Origin of the sequence: Alteromonas lipotrueae, assembly GCF_019249255.1 — a bacterium.
In the GTDB taxonomy this organism is placed as follows: Bacteria; Pseudomonadota; Gammaproteobacteria; order Enterobacterales; family Alteromonadaceae; genus Alteromonas; species Alteromonas lipotrueae.
Window position 1 is genome coordinate 706,139 of record NZ_JAESDJ010000001.1, and the last position, 21,092, is coordinate 727,230.

Annotated in this window: 18 protein-coding genes and 2 tRNA genes; 9 read left to right on the plus strand and 11 right to left on the minus strand. The window is 43.1% G+C overall.

Going from position 1 to position 21,092, the window contains the following annotated elements; all coding sequences use genetic code 11:
* Positions 1-3: 3 nt before the first annotated feature.
* From rsxB to KYS23_RS03025, 4 genes are all read right to left on the minus strand, one after another.
* Entirely contained in the window at positions 4-573 is a 570-nt protein-coding gene (gene rsxB, locus KYS23_RS03010; RefSeq protein ID WP_013784954.1) for an electron transport complex subunit RsxB, read from the minus strand.
* The gene (gene rsxA, locus KYS23_RS03015; RefSeq protein WP_013784953.1) at positions 573-1,154 is read right to left on the minus strand and encodes an electron transport complex subunit RsxA; all 582 of its coding nucleotides are present in this window, start codon (positions 1,152-1,154) and stop codon (positions 573-575) included. The genes rsxB and rsxA overlap by 1 nt, the downstream gene beginning before the upstream one ends.
* Positions 1,155-1,365: 211 nt before the next feature.
* A tRNA-Asn gene (locus tag KYS23_RS03020) sits at positions 1,366-1,442 on the minus strand.
* A 28-nt stretch (positions 1,443-1,470) separates the two neighbouring features.
* A tRNA-Asn gene (locus KYS23_RS03025) sits at positions 1,471-1,547 on the minus strand.
* 1,091 nt (positions 1,548-2,638) lie between these two features.
* Here KYS23_RS03025 and KYS23_RS03030 point away from each other — a divergent pair.
* The 5 genes from KYS23_RS03030 (at position 2,639) to KYS23_RS03050 (ending at position 7,995) form a co-directional block, all read left to right on the plus strand.
* Complete coding sequence (locus KYS23_RS03030) at positions 2,639-4,012, plus strand: MATE family efflux transporter (RefSeq protein WP_201299240.1); 1,374 nt, start codon at positions 2,639-2,641, stop codon at positions 4,010-4,012.
* 28 nt (positions 4,013-4,040) lie between these two features.
* Entirely contained in the window at positions 4,041-6,056 is a 2,016-nt protein-coding gene (gene uvrB, locus KYS23_RS03035) for an excinuclease ABC subunit UvrB (RefSeq protein WP_159529631.1), read from the plus strand.
* 171 nt (positions 6,057-6,227) lie between these two features.
* Entirely contained in the window at positions 6,228-7,154 is a 927-nt protein-coding gene (locus KYS23_RS03040; RefSeq protein ID WP_159529633.1) for a LysR family transcriptional regulator, read from the plus strand.
* A gap of 20 nt (positions 7,155-7,174) precedes the next feature.
* Positions 7,175-7,591 carry a hypothetical protein gene (locus KYS23_RS03045; RefSeq protein ID WP_309475307.1) on the plus strand — a complete coding sequence of 139 codons (417 nt, stop codon included), beginning with the start codon at positions 7,175-7,177 and terminating at the stop codon, positions 7,589-7,591.
* Positions 7,588-7,995, plus strand: a complete 408-nt coding sequence (locus KYS23_RS03050) for a hypothetical protein (RefSeq protein WP_218418023.1) — start codon at positions 7,588-7,590, stop codon at positions 7,993-7,995. Before KYS23_RS03045 ends, KYS23_RS03050 begins: the two co-directional genes overlap by 4 nt.
* A gap of 16 nt (positions 7,996-8,011) precedes the next feature.
* Here the strand turns inward: KYS23_RS03050 and queC are convergent, their stop codons facing one another.
* On the minus strand, positions 8,012-8,668 hold the full coding sequence (queC, locus tag KYS23_RS03055; RefSeq protein WP_013784947.1) for a 7-cyano-7-deazaguanine synthase QueC: 657 nt from the start codon (positions 8,666-8,668) through the stop codon (positions 8,012-8,014).
* Between the two features lie 117 nt (positions 8,669-8,785).
* Between queC and queE the strand changes: the two genes are divergently transcribed.
* Both queE and KYS23_RS03065 read left to right on the plus strand, forming a co-directional pair.
* Positions 8,786-9,436, plus strand: coding sequence for a 7-carboxy-7-deazaguanine synthase QueE (queE, locus tag KYS23_RS03060; protein WP_159534429.1), 651 nt, complete (start codon positions 8,786-8,788; stop codon positions 9,434-9,436).
* Between the two features lie 31 nt (positions 9,437-9,467).
* The gene (locus KYS23_RS03065) at positions 9,468-10,337 is read left to right on the plus strand and encodes a type 2 periplasmic-binding domain-containing protein (protein WP_159529637.1); all 870 of its coding nucleotides are present in this window, start codon (positions 9,468-9,470) and stop codon (positions 10,335-10,337) included.
* Between the two features lie 71 nt (positions 10,338-10,408).
* On the opposite strand, the gene asnB is transcribed toward KYS23_RS03065, so the two are convergent.
* A complete protein-coding gene (asnB, locus tag KYS23_RS03070; protein ID WP_159529639.1) occupies positions 10,409-12,082 on the minus strand; it encodes an asparagine synthase B in 1,674 nt (557 codons plus the stop codon).
* A gap of 391 nt (positions 12,083-12,473) precedes the next feature.
* On the opposite strand from asnB, the gene KYS23_RS03075 reads away from it, so the two are divergent.
* Entirely contained in the window at positions 12,474-13,256 is a 783-nt protein-coding gene (locus tag KYS23_RS03075) for an RMD1 family protein (RefSeq protein WP_159529641.1), read from the plus strand.
* Positions 13,257-13,340: 84 nt separating this feature from the next.
* Here KYS23_RS03075 and KYS23_RS03080 read toward each other — a convergent pair whose 3' ends face one another.
* Positions 13,341-15,029, minus strand: a complete 1,689-nt coding sequence (locus KYS23_RS03080; RefSeq protein ID WP_218418024.1) for a M28 family metallopeptidase — start codon at positions 15,027-15,029, stop codon at positions 13,341-13,343.
* A 69-nt stretch (positions 15,030-15,098) separates the two neighbouring features.
* Between KYS23_RS03080 and KYS23_RS03085 the strand changes: the two genes are divergently transcribed.
* Positions 15,099-16,007, plus strand: coding sequence for a DUF3025 domain-containing protein (locus KYS23_RS03085; RefSeq protein ID WP_218418025.1), 909 nt, complete (start codon positions 15,099-15,101; stop codon positions 16,005-16,007).
* A 179-nt stretch (positions 16,008-16,186) separates the two neighbouring features.
* Here KYS23_RS03085 and KYS23_RS03090 read toward each other — a convergent pair whose 3' ends face one another.
* From KYS23_RS03090 to cysQ, 4 genes are all read right to left on the minus strand, one after another.
* Complete coding sequence (locus tag KYS23_RS03090) at positions 16,187-16,888, minus strand: YIP1 family protein (protein WP_159529647.1); 702 nt, start codon at positions 16,886-16,888, stop codon at positions 16,187-16,189.
* Between the two features lie 241 nt (positions 16,889-17,129).
* Positions 17,130-18,860 carry an SLC13 family permease gene (locus tag KYS23_RS03095; protein WP_159529649.1) on the minus strand — a complete coding sequence of 577 codons (1,731 nt, stop codon included), beginning with the start codon at positions 18,858-18,860 and terminating at the stop codon, positions 17,130-17,132.
* A gap of 19 nt (positions 18,861-18,879) precedes the next feature.
* Positions 18,880-20,295: a sulfate adenylyltransferase subunit CysN gene (gene cysN, locus KYS23_RS03100; RefSeq protein ID WP_218395423.1), complete on the minus strand. Its 1,416-nt coding sequence runs from the start codon at positions 20,293-20,295 to the stop codon at positions 18,880-18,882.
* 1 nt (position 20,296) lies between these two features.
* Entirely contained in the window at positions 20,297-21,079 is a 783-nt protein-coding gene (gene cysQ, locus KYS23_RS03105) for a 3'(2'),5'-bisphosphate nucleotidase CysQ (RefSeq protein WP_129740574.1), read from the minus strand.
* Between the last annotated feature and the right edge of the window lie 13 nt (positions 21,080-21,092).

Below are 21,092 nucleotides of genomic sequence, written 5' to 3' on the forward strand. Positions count from 1 at the left end.
CGCTTACGACACCATTTTAATTGGAATGTCACCTTTGGGTGATGAGGAAAAATCCCACTTCCATGTTGCTGTGGTTGGTGTAACAGGCACCATATCGATACAGTCTACGGGGCAGGGATCTACACATAAATCGCAGCCCGTACATTCTTCAACAATTACCGTATGCATATGCTTTGCTGCACCTAATATGGCGTCAACGGGGCATGCTTGAATACACTTGGTACAACCAATACATTCGTCTTCTCGAATGAAGGCGACTTTTTTTGTATCTTCTTCGCCGTGAGCCGCATCTAAAGGTTTTGGTTCTACCCCCATTAAATCGGCAAGTTTTTTTATTGTCGACTCACCACCAGGGGGGCATTTGTTAATTTCATCACCATTAGCAATGGCTTCTGCATAGGGTTTGCAGCCAGGGTAGCCACATTGGCCACATTGAGTTTGGGGCAATATTTCGTCAATTTGATCAACCAGTGGGTCGCCTTCCACCTTAAATCGAATACTGGCGTAACCTAGAATGAGACCGAACAGAAGTGCAAGCGCGCCTAAAGCGATGATGGCGTATGTCATGGTCATTATACTTTCACCAAACCGCTGAAGCCCATAAACGCCAGTGACATAAGGCCCGCCGTTATCATAGCAATTGACGCCCCTTTAAATGAAACGGGTACATCGGCGGCAGCTAAACGTTCTCGCATGGCCGCAAATAGAACAAGTACCAAGGAAAAACCAACAGCCGCACCAAAGCCATAAATAAGGCTTTCCATAAAGTTATGCTGCTCGGTAAGGTTCAGTAAAGCAACACCAAGCACAGCGCAATTGGTGGTAATAAGAGGAAGGAAAATACCTAATAAGCGGTAAAGGGTAGGGCTGGTTTTATGCACTACCATCTCCGTGAACTGAACCACAACAGCAATCACTAGAATAAACGCTAATGTTCGTAAGTAGCCAATACCTAAAGGCGCAAGTAGATAAGTCTCTACTAAGTAGCTTGTGGCCGAGGCTAGTGTTAATACAAACGTGGTGGCCATAGACATGCCCATGGCGGTTTCGAGTTTGCTCGACACACCCATAAAAGGGCATAAGCCAAGAAACTTCACCAGCACGAAGTTATTAACTAATACGGTACCAATTAATAGTAATAAAAATTCAGTCATGAAAATCGCAATTCCTACCAGGAATTAGTTGAGTCTTGGCTTAATGGCCGTACTCGAAATTGAAACAGGAATAATTTGTCTATTATCGCTTTTTAGGCGCAGATTAACAACTTGATTGAATTAGGGTTATTTAATGAATATATAAGCGGTATTAGAAAGAAAAACGTATGAGAGAGTAAAAAGAGGATAAAGCGGTAATGAGCCAACCAAGTGGCTCCCCCTCCCCGATTCGAACGGGGGACCTGCGGATTAACAGTCCGTCGCTCTAACCAACTGAGCTAAGGGGGAATTGCACTTAAAGTTGTCGATGAAAAGTTGGCTCCCCTTCCCCGATTCGAACGGGGGACCTGCGGATTAACAGTCCGTCGCTCTAACCAACTGAGCTAAAGGGGACCTGCTTTTCAACGGGGCGGAATATTAAAGAGCATCTGGGTTTCTGTCAACAACCTTAATGAATTTTTTATGCTAAGTGGTCAAAAAATAGCTTTTCAGGGGTTTTGTGTTCAAATTTGCACCAAAAGCGAGAAAGTAGTGCTTAATTACTGAGCGAGTATTCGTATCGACGTATTTAACTGCATTATCAAAGGAATGAATTTTTAAGAATAGTGACTGATGTTATGCAGTAGCGAAATACGAAACCTATATAATAAAAAAGAATAAAAAATGTTTTGTATACTGATATTATGTACAGTGTTTAATAAATATGTAACCTAGCGCTTAGTATCTCAAGGTTAGTCTTCACTTACATAATTAGGAAGGGGTTACCCAGCATAAGGCGTAATTGCTGGGGTAGAGCTAGTTATCCACTAATTCTGTGGATAACTATGTTGATAGTTATTAGCGTGAAGACAAATTGGTAAGATCATCGTGGTCATGATCGTGAACTCGCCCTAGCTGTTTTTACTTAAAAAACTTATATTTCAAGCGGTTATTTGTTATTGCGGGATCTCTGATTAAGATCTTAATAGATCAATTGGACAAAAAATATCTTGTGTGTTAATTCGTCGACTATCAGTTACTTTTTCGACGATATAACAGTCAGAAATGAATGGTTTACATAAATTTTACATTTTTTGTTTGGTTTAGCTTCAACGCTTATCCACGGTTAATCAACCGATAGACTGTCTTAAAAGCGCAATCTAGCCGTAATGAAATTGTCATTACACTAAATTGGCTTATTTCATAAACTAAACTGACAACGCGTGAAACTTTAACTATTAAAAAACTGAGTTCAGCGACATCTGCGCAAATGTCCGCTTAAAACGTGTAAATTAGTCATTAGTATTAAATTGAAAATGTGGTTAGGTGGGAAAACCGACACCTGAGCTAGCGTAAACTTAGCTTGGTCGATTTAACATAGCCAATGTGGTCAGTCTCACATAGACTACTGTCAGCTTCTTGTTGCAAGGCAAGTTTAGTTATATACAAAAGTCAGTAATTTATTAGCGCCAGTTATTTCTACCAATCAACTATTGTGAGGGTTTGTGAAAACAGACGAGTCCCCGAGCCGAGCAGCGAATCTTTTAAACGGTGATATTCCTTCTACCCTAAAACGCATGACTATACCTATGATACTGGGCATGGTCATGATGATGAGCTTCGGGTTAATTGATACCTTTTTTGTTAGTTTACTAGGCACTGAACCTCTTGCTGCCATTAGTTTTACCTTTCCCGTCACCTTTACCGTCATTAGTTTAAATATTGGTTTGGGAATTGGTACGTCAGCTATTATTGGTAAACTGCAGGGCAGTGGCGAATTAAGTGAGTCAAAAAATTACGCGACAGGCTCCCTTATGCTTTCTGCCATTTTGGTGGGGACGTTAGCGTTAATTGGTTACTTCACTATTGAACCCATTTTTACGCTGTTGAACGCTTCGCCAACCTTGTTACCTTATATAAGAGATTATATGGCATTGTGGTATGCATCTAGTATTTTTCTTTCGCTGCCAATGGTGGGCAATAGTGTATTAAGGGCGTGTGGCGACACCCGTACCCCAAGCATTGTAATGGCAACCGTAGGTGGCTTAAATGCCTTACTCGACCCTTTGTTTATTTTCGGCGCAGGTCCGGTTCCCGCGATGGGTATCAAAGGCGCTGCACTGGCTACGTTATTAGCGTGGATGGTGGGCGCAGCTTGGATACTTTATTTATTGGCGGTTAAACGAAACCTTATTCTACCTCGACTTCTTTCATTGCTAGAACTAAAAGCAATTAGCGGGGATATTTTAAAAATAGGCCTGCCAGCAGCTGGGGCTAATATGCTTACGCCGATAGCCGGTGGCGTAATGACCGCAGTGGTGGCCAGTTATGGTGCTGAAGCCGTAGCGGCTTGGGGAGTAGGAAGTAGAATGGAGTCCATTGCTAGCATTGTGGTACTTGCCCTTTCTATGACGTTACCCCCATTTATTAGCCAAAACGTTGGTGCAAATAGATTCGATAGAGTACATAGCGCTTATATGGTGTCGCTAAAATTTGTGCTTTTTTGGCAGTTATTCGTATTCGTTGTTATGTGGGTTTGTTCGGGCTGGATTGCCGTTGCCTTTACCAGTGAACCCGAGGTTAGCCGCCTTATTCAATTGTTTTTGATGATCGTGCCTTTAGGCTATGGCATGCAGGGTATTATAATTCTAACGAATTCTTCGTTAAACGCGATGCACCACCCCTTGAGTGCATTGGCGTTGAGTGTAATTAGATTGTTTGTATTTTTTGTGCCAATAAGTATCGCGGGAAGTTACTTTTTCGGTTTAACCGGATTGTATTGGGGAACGGTAGTGGCAAACATTGCCATGGCGACCGTGTCTTTTGTCGTATTCAAAAATACGCTCTCGGTATTTAAACAGGAACAACATGCTACCTAGGTGGCAAGGTAAATAAGGTATTTAATAAATGAGTAAAGGTTTCGAACTTCATTCAAGCTACAAGCCAGCGGGCGATCAACCCGCAGCCATAGAAACCTTGGTTGATGGGTTAGAAAGTGGCTTAGCAGCACAAACCCTTTTAGGGGTTACCGGTTCTGGTAAAACTTTTACCATGGCGAATGTTATTAACGAAGTTCAAAGGCCAACGCTCATTCTGGCTCATAACAAAACACTAGCTGCACAGTTATACGGAGAAATGAAAGACTTTTTCCCTAACAATGCGGTTGAATATTTTGTTTCCTATTATGATTATTATCAGCCAGAAGCATACGTACCTAGTACCGATACTTTTATTGAGAAAGATGCATCGATAAACGATCATATCGAGCAAATGCGCTTGTCTGCGACAAAGGCATTGATGGAGCGCCGAGATGTTGTGATTGTTGCCAGTGTTTCTGCTATTTATGGTTTGGGTGACCCCGAGTCGTATATGAAAATGCTCTTGCATTTGCGACAGGGCGATACCATGGATCAGCGAGATATTTTGCGCAGACTTGCCGAGCTTCAATACAAGCGCAACGATTTAGCCTTCGAACGGGGTACATTCCGTGTGCGCGGCGATGTGATTGACATCTTCCCTGCAGACTCAGAAAAACAAGCGGTGCGTGTTGAGCTGTTTGACGATGAGATAGATAAAATTAGTTTGTTCGATCCACTGACAGGTGCAGTCGACAAGTCTGTTGTACGGGCAACGGTGTTTCCGAAAACCCATTATGTAACCCCAAGAGAAAAAATCCTTGATGCCATCGATCACATAAAAGGGGAATTGAAGTCTAGAAAGGCGCAGCTGCTAGAAATTAACAAGTTAATAGAAGAGCAGCGAATTTCTCAGCGTACTCAATTTGATATTGAGATGATGATGGAGCTTGGTTATTGCTCGGGTATAGAAAACTACTCACGTTACCTCTCTGGCCGAGCGCCTGGCGAGCCGCCGCCAACGTTATTAGATTACTTTCCTGCTGATGGCCTCATGTTCATTGATGAATCCCATGTCACGGTTTCTCAAATTGGTGCCATGTACAAAGGCGATCGTTCTAGAAAAGAAACTTTGGTGGAATACGGGTTCCGTTTACCTTCAGCGCTTGATAACCGTCCACTTAAATTTGAAGAATTTGAGCAAATTTGTCCACAGACGGTCTATGTGTCGGCTACACCCGGTGAGTACGAACTTAAAAAGACTCATGGTGACATTGTAGAACAAGTGGTGCGCCCTACAGGGTTATTAGACCCCATCATTGAAGTGCGCCCAGTAGCTACCCAAGTGGATGATGTATTATCAGAAATTCACAAGCGAGTGGCCCTTGATGAAAGGGTACTTATTACTACGCTCACTAAGCGAATGGCCGAAGATTTAAGTGAATACTTAAATGAGCACGGCGTTAAAGTACGGTATTTGCATTCAGATATCGACACGGTAGAACGCATTGAGATTATTCGCGACTTGCGTATTGGTAAGTTCGATGTGCTGGTGGGTATTAACCTACTTCGTGAAGGTCTAGATATGCCAGAGGTTTCATTGGTAGCGATTCTTGATGCCGATAAAGAAGGCTTTTTACGCGCAGAACGCTCGCTTATTCAGACTATCGGTCGGGCGGCACGTCACATCAATGGCCGAGCCATTTTATATGGCGATAAAATTACCAAGTCTATGAAAAAAGCCATGGACGAAACTGAACGTCGCCGTGAAAAGCAAGTTGAATACAACAAGGCTAATAATATAACACCAATGCGCTTGAACAAGCCGATTACCGATATTATGGATTTGGGGGAAGGGGCTCATCCTGCGTCCGGTAAAGTGAGGCTTCGCAAAGTAGAAGAGAAGAAGAAACAGAAGAAAGCGGCAAGTGCGACAGAGTTAATGGATCAAATTGCCGAGCTTGAAAAGCAGATGTTTGAATATGCCAGAGAGCTTGAATTCGAAAAGGCGGCTTCGTTGAGAGATGATGTAGAAGCACTTCGTAAACAGGTTGTTGCATTATCTTGATGAACTGATTGAGCGTTATTGAAGGTAAAGCAAACGCAGCGTTTTTATTTTAGTTGTTTATAACATTGTGTTTATTGCAGAAATTCGCCTGAAATTGTCGTTGTAATCGGGGCGACAGTTGCATATAGTTGATACTTAAGTATCTATAACTATACCTATAATGGTGCCTTTATGCTGAATCGTCTTCAAGAGTCGGATATTAAATTGTTACGCGTGTTTTACGCGGTGGCAAGTTGTAATGGTTTCACTGCTGCAGAACCCGTGTTGCGTATGCAACGTCCGAATATCAGTGCTGCAATTAAGAAGCTTGAAGAACGACTTGATTTGGTATTATGCCACCGCGGTCGTGGTGGCTTTCAAATGACAAAAGAAGGCGAAGTGGTTTTCCAAGAAACCAAGCGTATTTTCAACGCCTTCGATAATTTTGTGTTTAATTTGAAATCATTGCACGATGACTACTCAGGTCACATTACGCTCGTGCTTATGGCAGGCCTGCCGCTTTCTATGCATTTAGCGGTGAGTAAAGCCGTTAAAAGCACGATGAAAAAATTTGATGATATCCACGTTAATATCCAAACACGTTTATACAATGAAGTAGAGCATGTTGCCTTATCTGGTGAATGCCATTTGGTGGTATCGACCTACGATATGGTAAAACCCGAATCTGTCACTTTTCATCCTATCGGGATCACAACAGACGGGCGTTTATATTGCTCACCTACACACCCGTTAGCCAAATATCGTGATACTGCACTGCCTGAAAATATAAAAATTGAAGATTTTCCGGCCATTGGTATCTCTGGTTTATCTTCGGCAAACTACATCGATAATGAGTCTCGTCTTGCTATTCAAACCTTTTCAGACTCCTTCGACGCTGCAATGTCAGCCATCATGACAGGTGAGTATATTGGTTTGTTACCCGATTACATGGCTAAAGAGCAAGGCGCAGCGCTAGGGCTAGTACCTATCGCCAATGGCAGCTTGTATAATTTTAGCCACGATCTATTTGTAATGAATGGCAAGAACACACGATTGAACCCAGTGTTACGACACTGCATAAAAGAACTCACTTACTTTATAGCTGAAAGTCAAAAGTAAGTTAGGTACAAAAATAAAGTATGAAAACGCCTTGTGAAAACAGGGCGTTTTTCGTTTCAACCAAAAAGGAATGGTTTATCTTCTTCTTAGTTAAATTAGTGTCGTTCTTTTTCGGAACGTATTTGTGCTTTTCACTGCATCATTATTTTGACGTACCTGTGGTGTTGGCTGCCGCTTTTACGGGTTTAGTAGGCAGTTTTTGGCATTGGCCTAATAAATATGGCAACCACCCTCAAGCGGCGATTTATGCGGGAGCCTTCGCGGGTATGTGCTCAAGTGCAATTATTACTGGGTGGGAAGCGCTATTATTTATTTCTGTGGTAGGGGCAGGCGTCTATACCTTAACCCGTAATATTTTCGAAGGCTTTGGGGGGCGGCTAGGGGCTATTGCATTTACCGCAGTCAGTAGCCTTATTCTTCTAAGGGCGTTGTTTTGACGGAACTACTAGTTGTTATAGCTACCCTTGCCGGAGCATTCGCCACCTACCGGTTAGCGAAACTGCCAAGGTTTAATGTAATTCGAGCATCCAGTTTACTCACTATTTTATTTTACTTTTCAGTGCTACTTCTCCAGAACGTGCTAGTGAGCGAAAGTCGCTCATCAGAAACAGCAGAATGTTGGGCAACGGTGTTTTTCGGAGGTAGTTTTGTAGGTATGAGCGCACCACATCGTTTTTCGTATTACTTGCTAACTATTTCGTCGTTATGTTTTGCCGTCATTTTTATGGTGTTGCTGCCATTGCTAGATGGAATTGGTGGTGCACTGGGGTGTAGTGCTTTTATTTCAGTGGCCATAAGCCACTCACTTCGCATAACGGTGAATAAGCTAAAAGGCGCCTGAGTAGGCGCCAAATCGATTATTCGTAGCTAAGGGGGTCAGTACAGTGATTCTCTCTGAACGCCTCTAAGCGCTCTTCACAGGCCCCGCATTTGCCGCAAGCTTTCTCTCTTCCGTTATAACACGTCCACGTTTCGCCGTAGTCTAAGCCCATTTTCAACCCGTCGGTTAAAATCGCTGTTTTGCTGTCTTTAATATAAGGCGTCACAATCTCTACCGGGGTGTAGTTGGCAATGCGACAAACATCACTCATCTTTTCCACAAACTCAGGACGGCAGTCTGGGTAAATAGCATGATCGCCCGAATGCGCGCCATAATACACTTCGTTTGCTTCTAAACTTACGGCATAGCCCACGGCTAAAGACAGCAAAATCATATTACGATTAGGCACGACCGTTTGCTTCATGCTAGGTTCTTCGTAATGTCCTTCTGGTACATCGATATCAGAGGTTAGCGATGAGCCACCTATTAAGCTATTAATAGCACTGATATCCACAATTTTGTGAGGCACGTTTAACGATTTACACACCGCTGCCGCATAATCTAATTCTTTCTTGTGGCGCTGACCATAATCAAAAGAGAGGGCGTGAACGGTCTTACCATCACGTAAAGCTTTGTGTAAAACAGTGAATGAGTCCATTCCACCTGAATAGATAACAACGACGTTTTCTGACATAGTTTTAAAGTTTTGAGAAATTATGCCCGAATTTTATGTGATCCTTGGTAAAATCGAAACATACAATCGTTAAAGGGTGACATTTTGTCGAAATTAACCACGCTGAATATAAATGAAATGTTCGAAACCATCCAAGGAGAAGGGGCACATACCGGTATTCCGTCTATATTTGTTCGCTTACAGGGATGCCCTGTGGGTTGCCCATGGTGCGATACCAAACATACTTGGACGCTGGACAACGCCTTGGTAACGACAGCACAACAGGTTATTGATAAGACCAACGAGTCTGAGCATTTTTTTGAAATCGATGAAAACAAGTTATTGTCGCTGTTTTCTGAACAAGGTTATGTGGCAAAGCATGTGGTTATCACCGGTGGTGAACCTTGTATGTATGACTTGCGCCCGCTTACCACGTTGTTACATGACAACGGCTTTTCCACTCAAATAGAAACAAGTGGCACTTATGAAGTGTTGTGTGATGATAGGACTTACGTGACGGTATCACCAAAAATTAATATGAAAGGGGGCATGCCGGTTTTGCTGAGTGCCCTTGAGCGTGCGAATGAAATAAAACACCCTATTGCCATGCAAAAACATATTGATGAGTTAGATGCGCTACTAGCAGATGTAACTTCGTTAGCAGGTAAGCAGGTTTGTCTACAGCCGATAAGTCAGCAACCACGGGCCACCCAACTTGCAGTACAAACCTGCATAGCCCGTAATTGGCGACTATCCTTACAAACACATAAATATATTGGTATAGAATAAATTACTTAAGCGTGAGCAAAGGAGTTCGATAATGGCGTTGAAGTATGTAAAAACGGTACTGCATTTGTGTGCGTTGCTTATATCAACACAAAGTGCCGCGGCATTGTGGACAATTAACTACCCCAAACCGCTAGATGACTCTGACGCTCGCGCCGAATACCCCATTGCCTTGCTCAAACTTGCCCTTGATAAAACAGGTGTAAATTACGAGTTATTACCTTCAGATCGCATTCTTCTGTCTGGAAAGGCACTGCGTCAACTGCGTGAAAATCGTGAGGTGAATGTGGTGTGGAGTATGACGGATAGTCAACGCGAAAAAGACCTTCTCCCCATTCGAATCCCGATTGCGAAAGGGCTCATTGGCCTGCGGGTATTTGTTATCAATGTAGATAGGGAAGCTGAATTTGCGCGGGTTTCATCAAAAAACGAATTAATGAACTTCACGCCATTGCAGGGTGAAGAATGGCCAGACACTAAAATACTGCAAGCCAACGGCTTTAATGTCGCCACGGTACCTAATTTCAAAGATGCTTATTCATTGTTACTTCAAAACAAGGGGGATTTCTTTCCTCGCTCTGTCATTGAGGTATCAGCTGAACTTGAAGGGCGATCGGCATCACTTAAGTTAGAACCCGAGATGGCAGTTTATTACCCTACCGCCATGTATTATTTCGTCAATAAGAGTAATCCAACGTTAGCACGGTTAATTGAAACAGGATTGAATCGCGCTATTGAAGACGGCTCTTTCGAAGCACTATTTAAATCTTCAAATGAAGCCATTTTAGAGCAGCTAGATATTAAGAACAGACGAATCTATACACTTGATAACCCCTTATTACCGTCTGAAACGCCGTTAGCCGATGAGCGGCTTTGGTACGTTATTGATAAACAGCGGCAATAACAAGACGTCACCCTCATAAAAAAACGCGGCTTTAGCCGCGTTTTTTTACTTAAAAATTCAGGTGCTCAGAACTAGTCAGAAGCACCAGAGTGCACGTCTTTCATTGAACGACCTGAAGGATCGGCATTGTTCTTAAAGCTTTCATCCCATTCAAGTGCTTCAACCGTACTACAAGCGATAGATTTGCCACTAGGTACACATCGAGCCGCGCTTTCTTGCGGGAAGTAACCTTCAAAGATGGTGCGGTAGTAGTAACCTTCTTTAGTATCTGGCGTGTTCACAGGGAAGCGGAACTCGGCAGAAGCAAATTGTTGGTCAGATACTTCGTTCTCTACGAAATCACGGATAGAGTCAATCCAAGAGTAGCCTACGCCATCGCCGAACTGTTCTTTTTGACGCCATAGCACTTCAGCAGGCAAGGTATCACCGTTGTCGAAAGCTTTGCGTAAAATCCATTTTTCCATTTTGCCATCAAGACACATTTTATCTTGAGGGTTTAAGCGCATGGCCACGTCGATAAAGTTTTTATCTAAAAATGGTACACGGGCTTCAACACCCCATGCTGATGTTGCCTTGTTTGCACGAGCACAATCGAACAAGTGAAGGCGATCTAGTTTACGTACCGTTTCTTCGTGGAACTCTTTTGCATTCGGCGCTTTGTGGAAGTACAAGTACCCACCAAAAATCTCATCGGCGCCTTCACCAGACAATACCATTTTAATACCCATGGCTTTAATCTTACGGGTCATTAGGTACATTGGCGTTGCCGCACGAATAGTGGTGGTGTCATAAGTTTCTAGGTGGAAAATCACGTCACGAATGGCATCAAGCCCTTCTTGAATGGTGAAGTGAATTTCGTGGTGTACCGTACCAATCATATCAGCCACTTTCTTAGCAGCTTTCAAATCGGGTGCACCTTCAAGACCTACCGCGAAGCTGTGCAGGCGAGGCCACCATGCTTCTGTTTTATCTTCGTCTTCAACACGTTTAGCAACATACTTTGCCGCAATGGCAGAGACTAACGATGAGTCAAGACCACCCGATAACAATACCGCATAAGGTACGTCAGACATCATGTGAGACTTCACTGATTTTTCAAACGCTACACGTAAATCGTCAAGGTTAGTGGTGTTGTCTTTTACTGCATCGTATTCCATCCAATCACGTTTGTAGTACTTCGTGATCTGTCCGTCTTTACTCCATAGGTAATGCCCAGGAGGAAATTCGCTAATGGTTTTACAAATAGGCGCCAACGCTTTCATTTCTGAAGCAACGTAGAAGTTGCCATGCTCATCGTAACCTGTGTATAGAGGAATAATACCCATATGGTCGCGAGCAATTAAATAAGCATCCTGTTCATCATCATAAAGGACAAATGAGAACATGCCTTCTAATTCATCAACAAAGCTCACACCTTTTTGCTGATAAAGCGGAAGAATAACCTCGCAATCTGAGCGAGTTTTAAAAGGATAAGGTTCTGCTAAATCGTCAGCGAGTTGCTTGTGATTATAAATTTCGCCATTGACGGCTAAAACTTGTTTGCCATTTTGGCTGATAAGCGGCTGAGCGCCGGTGTCCACATCAACAATAGCCAATCTTTCGTGACAAAGAATGGTATTGTCATTATTCCAGATTCCCGACCAGTCAGGGCCACGGTGGCGCAATAATTTTGTTAATTCGAGGGCTTGGGTTCTGAGTTCAGACACATCGGTTTTGATATCAAGGATACCGAAAATACCACACATAAAACGGATTCTCTCTGTTCACTTGTTGAAAAATAATTGAGGTTTTTTCTGTCGGGTACTCGCGAACGAGTTGGCGAAGGTATTGTTGTTTTTTTTAATCGCGCTTTCGCATGCCTTGAATGTGCCAGTCTGACAGGAAATTGCAAGTACAATATGATGAGAAAATGGAAATTGTTATTCCAAAACACTATGTTCTTTGGTGAAAGCGTCACTGCTCTTAGAGGCGATAGATAATATGTCGCACAAATACTAGGCAGGATACAAGTTTTACTCACTGTGCTTATATCGAAAATCATTTTATAACCTTATGATTTAAAATGATTTATATTTGTATCTCTTTGCGTTCTTTGGGTGCATAATCTGCCGGTTTTTTCAACACCTGGTAAAGGGTATGCAATTTTCAAACGACCGAGTTTCGGTTTATGTTATTCCTGATGTAGATAGCCTTCAATTGGACACGAGTGTTCAGGGGGCGCGCTATCGTGATGCAATGCACATTGAAGTGACAGGCGGTGAAGCTTGGCTTTTTGAGTACGGCGTAGTGGTTTTTTGGGGCGTAGTAGAAGAAGAGCGTGTTGCCTTGCTAAATAGGTTACAGGTTAGCCCTAAGTTATTGTCTGGTATTCACCAAGAGCATCTGCAATTTGCATTTACAAGCGATGTGCTTAGGCTGCAACGGGACTTAATTACGCTTTCGATTGACGATCCATTACTTCGGCTATCAATTAGCCATGGATTAGCGCAATCAATTAAGCTCAATGAATATGAGTACAAAGCGCAAGATACTATTACTCGCTATGCGTATTTGCCGAAAGCGTTGGCCGAAACGGGCAAAATAACATTGCGTCGCCCTGCTTTGGCAAAGATACGTGGGCATTTGTTTAGTACAAAGAGTGACATCTTTTTGCATTATGGGTTGCTTGATACACCAGAGTTCTTTTGGGAATACCCAGAATATGAACATGCTTATAATGCCACGGCGCGGTACTTGGATATTCGTCCAAGGGTAGATGTGCTTTCAAACAAGCTGAATGTTATTCATGAGTTGTTCGAGATGTTAGCTGAAGAGCTAAATCATAAACATTCATCGTTTTTGGAATGGATAATTATTATCTTGATTGCGTTTGAAATAGCGACGTTTGGCGCTGAAGAACTCAAAGGGTTGTTCATGTAAAAAAGCTCACTACAAAAAAGCCCTGTATTAACAGGGCTTTTTTAGCTTAAATTGTTTGTGTTAAATAAGGGTCAACGATAGAAATTAGTCTTCACGTTGAAACTCACTGGTTTCCTTCCACGAAGGCCATTGTTCAGCGTTAGCTACGTTAAAACCTACATCAAACAACAGTTGGGTGTCTTGCACTATGCCGCTTAAATCCCAATCGTCACGGTATTGATCGCATACCTGGTGATAACAGCCCGTCACAATCACATTCATCCGTTTACGATATTTAGCAGTTGTTTCGTCAGCAGGTTCGTTACCACCTTCTGCATAAAGCGCAGGTACGCCTTTTTTTGCAAAGCTGAAGTGGTCAGAGCGATAGTAATAACCTGCTTCTGGACGGTCTTCCTGAGTAAGGGTTCTGCCTTGTTTATCGGCAGCAGTTTTAAGGTAATCTTCTAAGTCTGATTTACCCATACCTACCACGGCCACGTTCTTGGTTTTGCCTAACACGTTCATGGCATCCATATTAATATTGGCCACCGTATCTTCCAGCGGAATGACGGCGTTGTCTGCGTAGTATTTACTGCCCAGCAAACCTTGTTCCTCAGCAGTGACTATCAAAAAAGATACAGAACGCTTCGGCGCAATATCTAAGTTGGCGTAGGCTTTTGCCATAGCCAAAATAGCAGCACTACCCGTGGCGTTATCGTGGGCACCATTGTAGATATTATCGCCTTCTTTAGATTCATCTTTTCCTAGATGATCCCAGTGCGCGGTGTAAATAACGTGCTCGTTGGGTAACTCTGAGCCAGGTAGTGTGGCAATAACATTGTGGCTTTGAGATTTTTTAAATGTATTTCGCACGGTTACCGAAGCATTAATATCCATCGCTTTATGATAAGGCCCAAGCTTGGCTTGATTCTTTTCTTCTTGAAAATTAAAGCCTGCATCAGCAAATACTTTTTCTGCAGCACTTAAGGTTAGCCAACCTTCAATGGCAACACGGCTAGCGCCTTTGTCTTTTGATACTAATCCATACTGAGGGCCGCTCCAGCTATTCGCCACTACTGACCAACCGTAAGAGGCTGGAGCCGTTTCGTGAACAATTAATGCGCCGGCAGCGCCTTGGCGGCTAGCTTCTTCGTATTTGTAACTCCAGCGACCATAGTAGGTCATCGTTGTGCCTTGGAATTTCCCGCTCTCAGGGTTTTCGAAGCCTGGGTCGTTCACCAATATCACGACGGTTTTGCCAGTAACATCTAGGCCTTCATAATCGTTCCAATCGTATTCGGGAGCGTTAACGCCGTAGCCCACAAATACCAGTTCTGAGTTTTCAAGTGATACGGTTTCTTGCTCACGTTTAGATGAAGCAACCATGCCTTCTTTATACGCAAAGCTATTATCGCCAATTGTCATGGTCATTTCAGGGTTAGCGGTCATTTCCATTAACGCGACTTTTTGAAGGTAGCTGTCACCATTACCCGGTGACAATCCCGCTTTTTCAAACTCACGGGTGAGATAATCCAGTGTTTTGGTTTCACCAATGGTGGTGGGCAAGCGACCTTCAAATTCATCAGATGACAATATTTTTAATGGTTCTCGAATATCTGCATCTGAAATGCTGGCGTAAACTGCGTCGAAATTAGTCGCGATATTCTTTTTTTGAGTTTGGATTTGAGTTTGGGGTTCAGGCTGCGTCGAGCCGTTTTCAGGCGCGTTATTGGGGCTGCAAGCACTTACCGCTGATACGGCAGTTACCAGCAAGGGCAAAAACATTTTTTTCATTGTTAGTCTCTGTTTGCTCTACAATACCGCCCAGTATAGAGAAAACCTTAAGACGAACCAATATTAAGTATGCCAATACCTGTTACTCCTTGGTGTAAACACCATATTCAAGATAATGCGTCTTTACCCGTACATACGCTGTTGAAAGAGTTTATGTTATTAGACGACACTGACTTTCCTAGTGCTGCAAAACTCAATCGTTTACGTGAAGTATTTCAGCCGCAATGGCAGGGCCCTGTGTTTATAGCACAAGGGGATCTTAACAAGATAAGTGATAACAGCTGTGATACAAACAGCAGTGAAAACGATAGCCGTTACTATGAAGAAATTATCGCGAGTGATAACTGCGTACCTACGCGGGAAAATAGCTGGCATGATTTGTTCAATGCACTTATTTGGATACAATTTCCCGCTACAAAAGCGTTACTGAATACGCTACACATGCAAGATATTGCGCACCATGGCACACACCCAAGAACCGAGCGACGAAACCGCATTACGCATTTTGACGAATGCGGCGTAGTACTGGCGCTTGAGGAAGGGGATGCCAGTAAATCCAACATGTTGCTGAATACGTTAGCCCAACATCAATGGCAGGATAGCTTTGTTATTCATAGACATGAGTGGGGATCCCACATGACCCCCTTTATTTTTGGGCATGCAAACCTTGAGATGATGCTCTCGCCTTTTATCGGACTTACGGGGAAGTGGTTGGCAGTGAATGTGCCTAAAGGGTTTAGCGAGATGAATAAATGGGAACAGCGCCGAGAGGTAGACAAATCGTTGGTGAAACGTATTACTGAGCTTGATGCGTTTAACAAAGCTCCGCTACTAAAGCCTATTCCTTTGCTTGGCGTACCAGGGTGGTACGAAAACCAAGATGAAGCTTTTTATAACAATAGTGAATACTTTAGGCCCCTTAGGGCGGGGGCGAAACCTTCTATTCAGTTACCGCTTTTCGACATAACGACGTTTTGATAATAGATTGATGAGGGCATACTGGCGACGATCCCCTTAAACCAACACCCTTCAATCAAAATCGTCAATTCAGCACAGTAAGTTCAATACAAGGTCTCACACTTTTTGTGTTAGTACCTGCAACGCGCTTCTTACCCCAAGCTTAGGTGTAAGAAGCGCGTTGTAAGTGGTATAGCATACTAGATAAGCGCGAACACACCCCAAATACCGTAAATCACTACGTATGGAGCAGAAGCAATAATTGCCGCCTTTTTCGTAGAAAATGAGGTCCATTGGGTAATACCTACCATGGTGAGATAGATAGTCCAAAATAACTCAACACGAATAGCTTGAGCAAATGCAAACCATGGTGATGTCATTTCGACACCGAGTAGGTAAGAAAGTGACAGTGGAGCAAGTATTGCCGGTGATATTTGATGATCGCTCGCAAACATAATTAGTGTCGCCGCGATAAGGCCTGTTACTACGTAAGGCATAGATACCCACCACGTAAAGCCATACCAGTCTGTAAAACCAAAAACGTGACTGTCATCACTGCGTGTCGTTAAATTCAAATAAACGGCAAAAATAGCGTTAACCACAGTAAGTGCAAAGAATGCGCCTAGTAATTGGGTCAGCATTAGGGTGTTTCTGGTGAAAAAGGCGCGCATTTGGTCTTCTTCTGCGGGACTCATTGCATCTTGGGCGGCAATATTAATATTCGCAAACCATTCAATATCAACGAAGTTAACGTATAGATATTGAGACGCCAACGTCATCATCATAACAATAAGAAAAGGAAACCAACTCCAATTGTTTTTTTCGCCAACCGCTTTAAATACGCCATTGGGCCGAAAGAATATATCGTTACACGCTTGAAAGGGGTTTGATACTGACTGCATCCGTTGCTCCGAGATAAAATATTATATTCGTTTGGGTTAGGTTACTGATATAGCGAAGCTAAGTACAGGAGCTGTTTAAAGAACTGTACCTGTTTTTAGTAAAAACTTGTGTCGAGAGCCTAGTTGAGAAACTTAACCGTGCTCACAGCAATGCCACAAACGTAAAAAGGCCAGTATTAAATACTGGCCTTTTGATAACATCGTCTATTGCGTAACTGATACTTCGTAAAGGGGGTATCGTTTAATGACTTAAATACGTTAAGTTCAATAAGCAGAGCACGATTGCGCTATACAGTAGCGAGATAGGTAACCCTATTCGGATAAAATGGCTAAATTTATAATTAGCCGCATTAAACACTAACAGGTTAGTTTGGTATCCAAACGGCGATATAAAGCTAGCACTCGCTGCAAAAGCAACCGATAACGCAAACGGCATAAGTGGGGCACCGATGATTTCAACCAGCCCATATGCAAAGGGGAACATGAGCGCAGCTGCTGCGTTATTGGTCACAAATTCGGTTAACAGTAGGGTAGTAAAATACACCACGATTAACGCAATAAACCAATCGGTGTCGGCTAAGTAGGGAATTAACTGCGCAGTCGAAATGGCAATAACGCCCGACGACTCTAATGAGGTGGCTAAGCTTAACGCCCCAACAATCACAATAATAAGGTTCAGCGGTAAATTACGCTTCATCTCACCGTTGTTTGTTACCTTAGAGCCAATCAATACAGCCGCCAAAAACAACAAACCCATCGCAAGTGAAATAATATCTGCCGCGGCTAACGTCACTACAGTTAGAAATCCACCAAGGGTTATCCATTCCTGTCGATTGGTTAGCGGGCGAGAGATTTTCTGCTCAGACAATATAAAGAAGTTTTTACTTAAATTTTGTCGCGTATTGAAATCTGGCCCAGCCGCAAGCAACAGAAAATCACCCGCTTTAAGCTTAATTTCACCGAGCTTACCTGATAGTTGCTCGCCGTCACGGCGAATAGCCACTACGGCCGAATCGAACAATGCCCTAAAACCGAGGTTTTTAATGGTTTGCCCAATAATTTGTGCGCGGTTTGCCACAACCACTTCCGTTAAGCTTTCACGCAAAATACCATCGGTTTCGGCAAAGGTGGTTAACCCTTTTATGTGGCTTAAGTTATCAAGCTTTTGAACATTGCCGGTAAAGATAAGTTTATCGTTTTCTGCAATCACTAAGTCGGGGCCCACGGGAGAAATAAGGTTTCCGTCGCGAACCACTTCAACCAAAAATAATTCAGGTAAGTTACGAAGGTGGTTTTGTTCAACGGTTTTGCCAATGAGCTCTGAACCCGTATTTACTTTAGCTTCCACCATGTACTCTTGGTAGTTGTCATTCTTGTTCGCAATATTAGGCAGTAACGGTGTAAGCACAAACATCAGTACGCCGCAGCTTAAACCGGCCACTAGCCCGTATAATGTGAAGTCGAAAAAGTTAAAGCCAGGGTGTCCATGCTCTTGTAAAAAGCTATCGACAATCAGGTTGGTTGAAGTACCAATTAAGGTAACGGTTCCACCTAAAATAGCGGCATAAGAAAGCGGAATAAGTAAACGCGAAGCAGGGTGATATTGGTTTTGCTTAATAGGGCCTATAAGGCTGGCCACAATAGCGGTATTGTTTAACAGCGCTGATGAAATGAAGGTGAGTGAAAACAACTTCCAATACGACTTAGAGAAGCTCGTACTCACTAGTTTTCTACCAATACGCTTTATTAACGCAGTTTTATCTATTGCACTGCTGACGAGCAACAGCAAGACAAGGGTAATCAGCCCTTTGTTGGTTAGGTTCAACAAAATGTCATCAAGTGACAATTGTTGTGAAACCAATAGTAATAACACGGCGCCTGAAAAAACAGTAGACGGGCGCTGATTTGAAAAAATCAGCGCAAAAATCGTGCTGGCGAAAATCGCCAGCACGATAAACTGGTTAATATCCATATATTTTCCAGTCCTGCTTTTACAGCTTGCTAATGTCCACAGCGCTCCAATGAGGGAAGTGCTTACGTACTAGCGCATTAAACTCTAATTCAAACTCTGAGAAGTCTGGAGAAGCGTGTTGTGCATCTTTAGCAAGTTCATCAATGATCATACCTGCGCCAACAGTACTGTTAGTCATGCGATCAATAACGATGAAAGAACCAGTAGGGCGATTACGCTTGTACGGGTCGCACGCGACGGATTGGGTAAATTTCACATCTACCACACCAATTTCATTCAAGTTAAGGTGCATCGCGTCTTTTTCTTCAAGGGTGTTCACATCAATTTGGTTATCGATATGAGACACAACACCTGTTGTTGACTTGGTCGCAAACTTAAACAAGAACTGCTTGTTTGGCATAAGTGGCTCTTCGTCCATCCATACCAAATGTGTTTTAAATTGAGTAGAAAGTAGCGGTAAGTTACCTGACTTAACAATCATGTCGCCACGTGAAATATCAATTTCATCTTCCAGCGTAAGGGTAACCGCTTGAGGTACGTAAGCACGCTCTTGGTCGCCTTCAAAAGTCACAATTGATTTTACTTTCGACGTTTTACCAGAAGGAAGTGCAGTTACTTCGTCGCCTGGTTCAATTTGACCAGATACCACCGTACCTGCAAAGCCACGAAAATCTAGGTTAGGGCGGTTAACGTATTGAACAGGGAAGCGAAAATCATCGTGATTATCGTCTTCACCAATTTTCGTGTTCTCTAGCATCTGCATAAGCGGAATACCATCGAACCATGGTGTGTGTTCGCTCACGTTTACTACGTTGTCACCTTCAAGTGCAGAAAGCGGTACGAACTGAATATCTGGAATATCCAATTGCTCTGCAAATTTCAGATAGTCTTGCTGAATCTGGTTGTACACTTCTTCAGAGTAATCCATTAAGTCCATTTTGTTGATAGCAACAATAACGTGCTTAATACCTAACAAAGATACGAGGAAAGAGTGACGTTTAGTTTGCACTTTTACGCCGCCACGAGCATCAACAAGTATGATGGCAAGGTCGCAAGTAGATGCGCCAGTTACCATGTTACGCGTGTACTGTTCGTGCCCCGGAGTATCGGCAATAATAAACTTACGCTTGTCGGTAGAGAAGTAGCGGTAGGCTACGTCAATCGTAATACCTTGCTCACGTTCTGACTGAAGGCCATCAACCAATAAGGCTAAATCGACTTTCTCGCCAGTCGTACCTGACTTTTTGCTGTCTTTAGTAATGGCAGCAAGTTGGTCTTCATAAATCATTTTTGAGTCATGAAGTAGGCGACCGATTAGGGTACTTTTACCGTCATCTACACTTCCGCATGTAAGGAAACGTAGCATGTCTTTTTGTTCGTGTTGCTCAAGGTAAGACAGTATGTCTTGCTTTAATAAATTGTTTTCGTTGTTCATGTTATGCGCTCACAAGGAAAAAGGGGTTTAACACAGACTCTTTTTGGTTGTAAGTAAGAGCGTCGGCGTTGTCATTTAACGGATCGTTTGGGTCTAGCACAGTTACATTGGCACCTGCGGCTAGGGCTACAGCATGGGCTGCACCTGTGTCCCACTCAGATGTTGGGCCTAAGCGAGGATAAAGGTGAGCTTCACCTTCAGCCACTAGGCATAACTTTAATGAACTACCCATGGCCACTAATTCAGTTTCACCCTCTAGTTGAGACAGTAAATTTTGAATTTCGGGGCTTTGGTGAGAGCGACTTCCTACAATCTTCCATACTTCAGCACCATCGTGTTTACGTGCAGAAATAGCAGTAAATTCGCCATCTATTTCAGTCCATGCGCCTTCACCCACAATGCCTACATAACTTTTGTTAAGTGCTGGTGCGTACACCACACCCATGGTAGGTTTGCCGTCTTCAATCAACGCAATGTTCACCGTGAATTCACCATTCTTTTTAATGAATTCTTTCGTGCCGTCAAGCGGATCAACAAGCCAGTAAGACTGCCATTGTTTGCGCTCATCCCATGAAATATCTGCCGATTCTTCGGATAAAATAGGAAGGTCGGATTCTTTTCCAAGGGCATCAACAATTACGTTGTGCGCCGCCAAGTCAGCTTCGGTTAGCGGGCTAGTATCTTGTTTTTCGTAAATGGCGAAATCTTTATCGTAAATCGCCATTATCTTATCGCCTGCTTCTTTAGCAATGCGAAGAATGGTTTGTGCCAGTGTATTAGTCATTGTATTAGCCTGG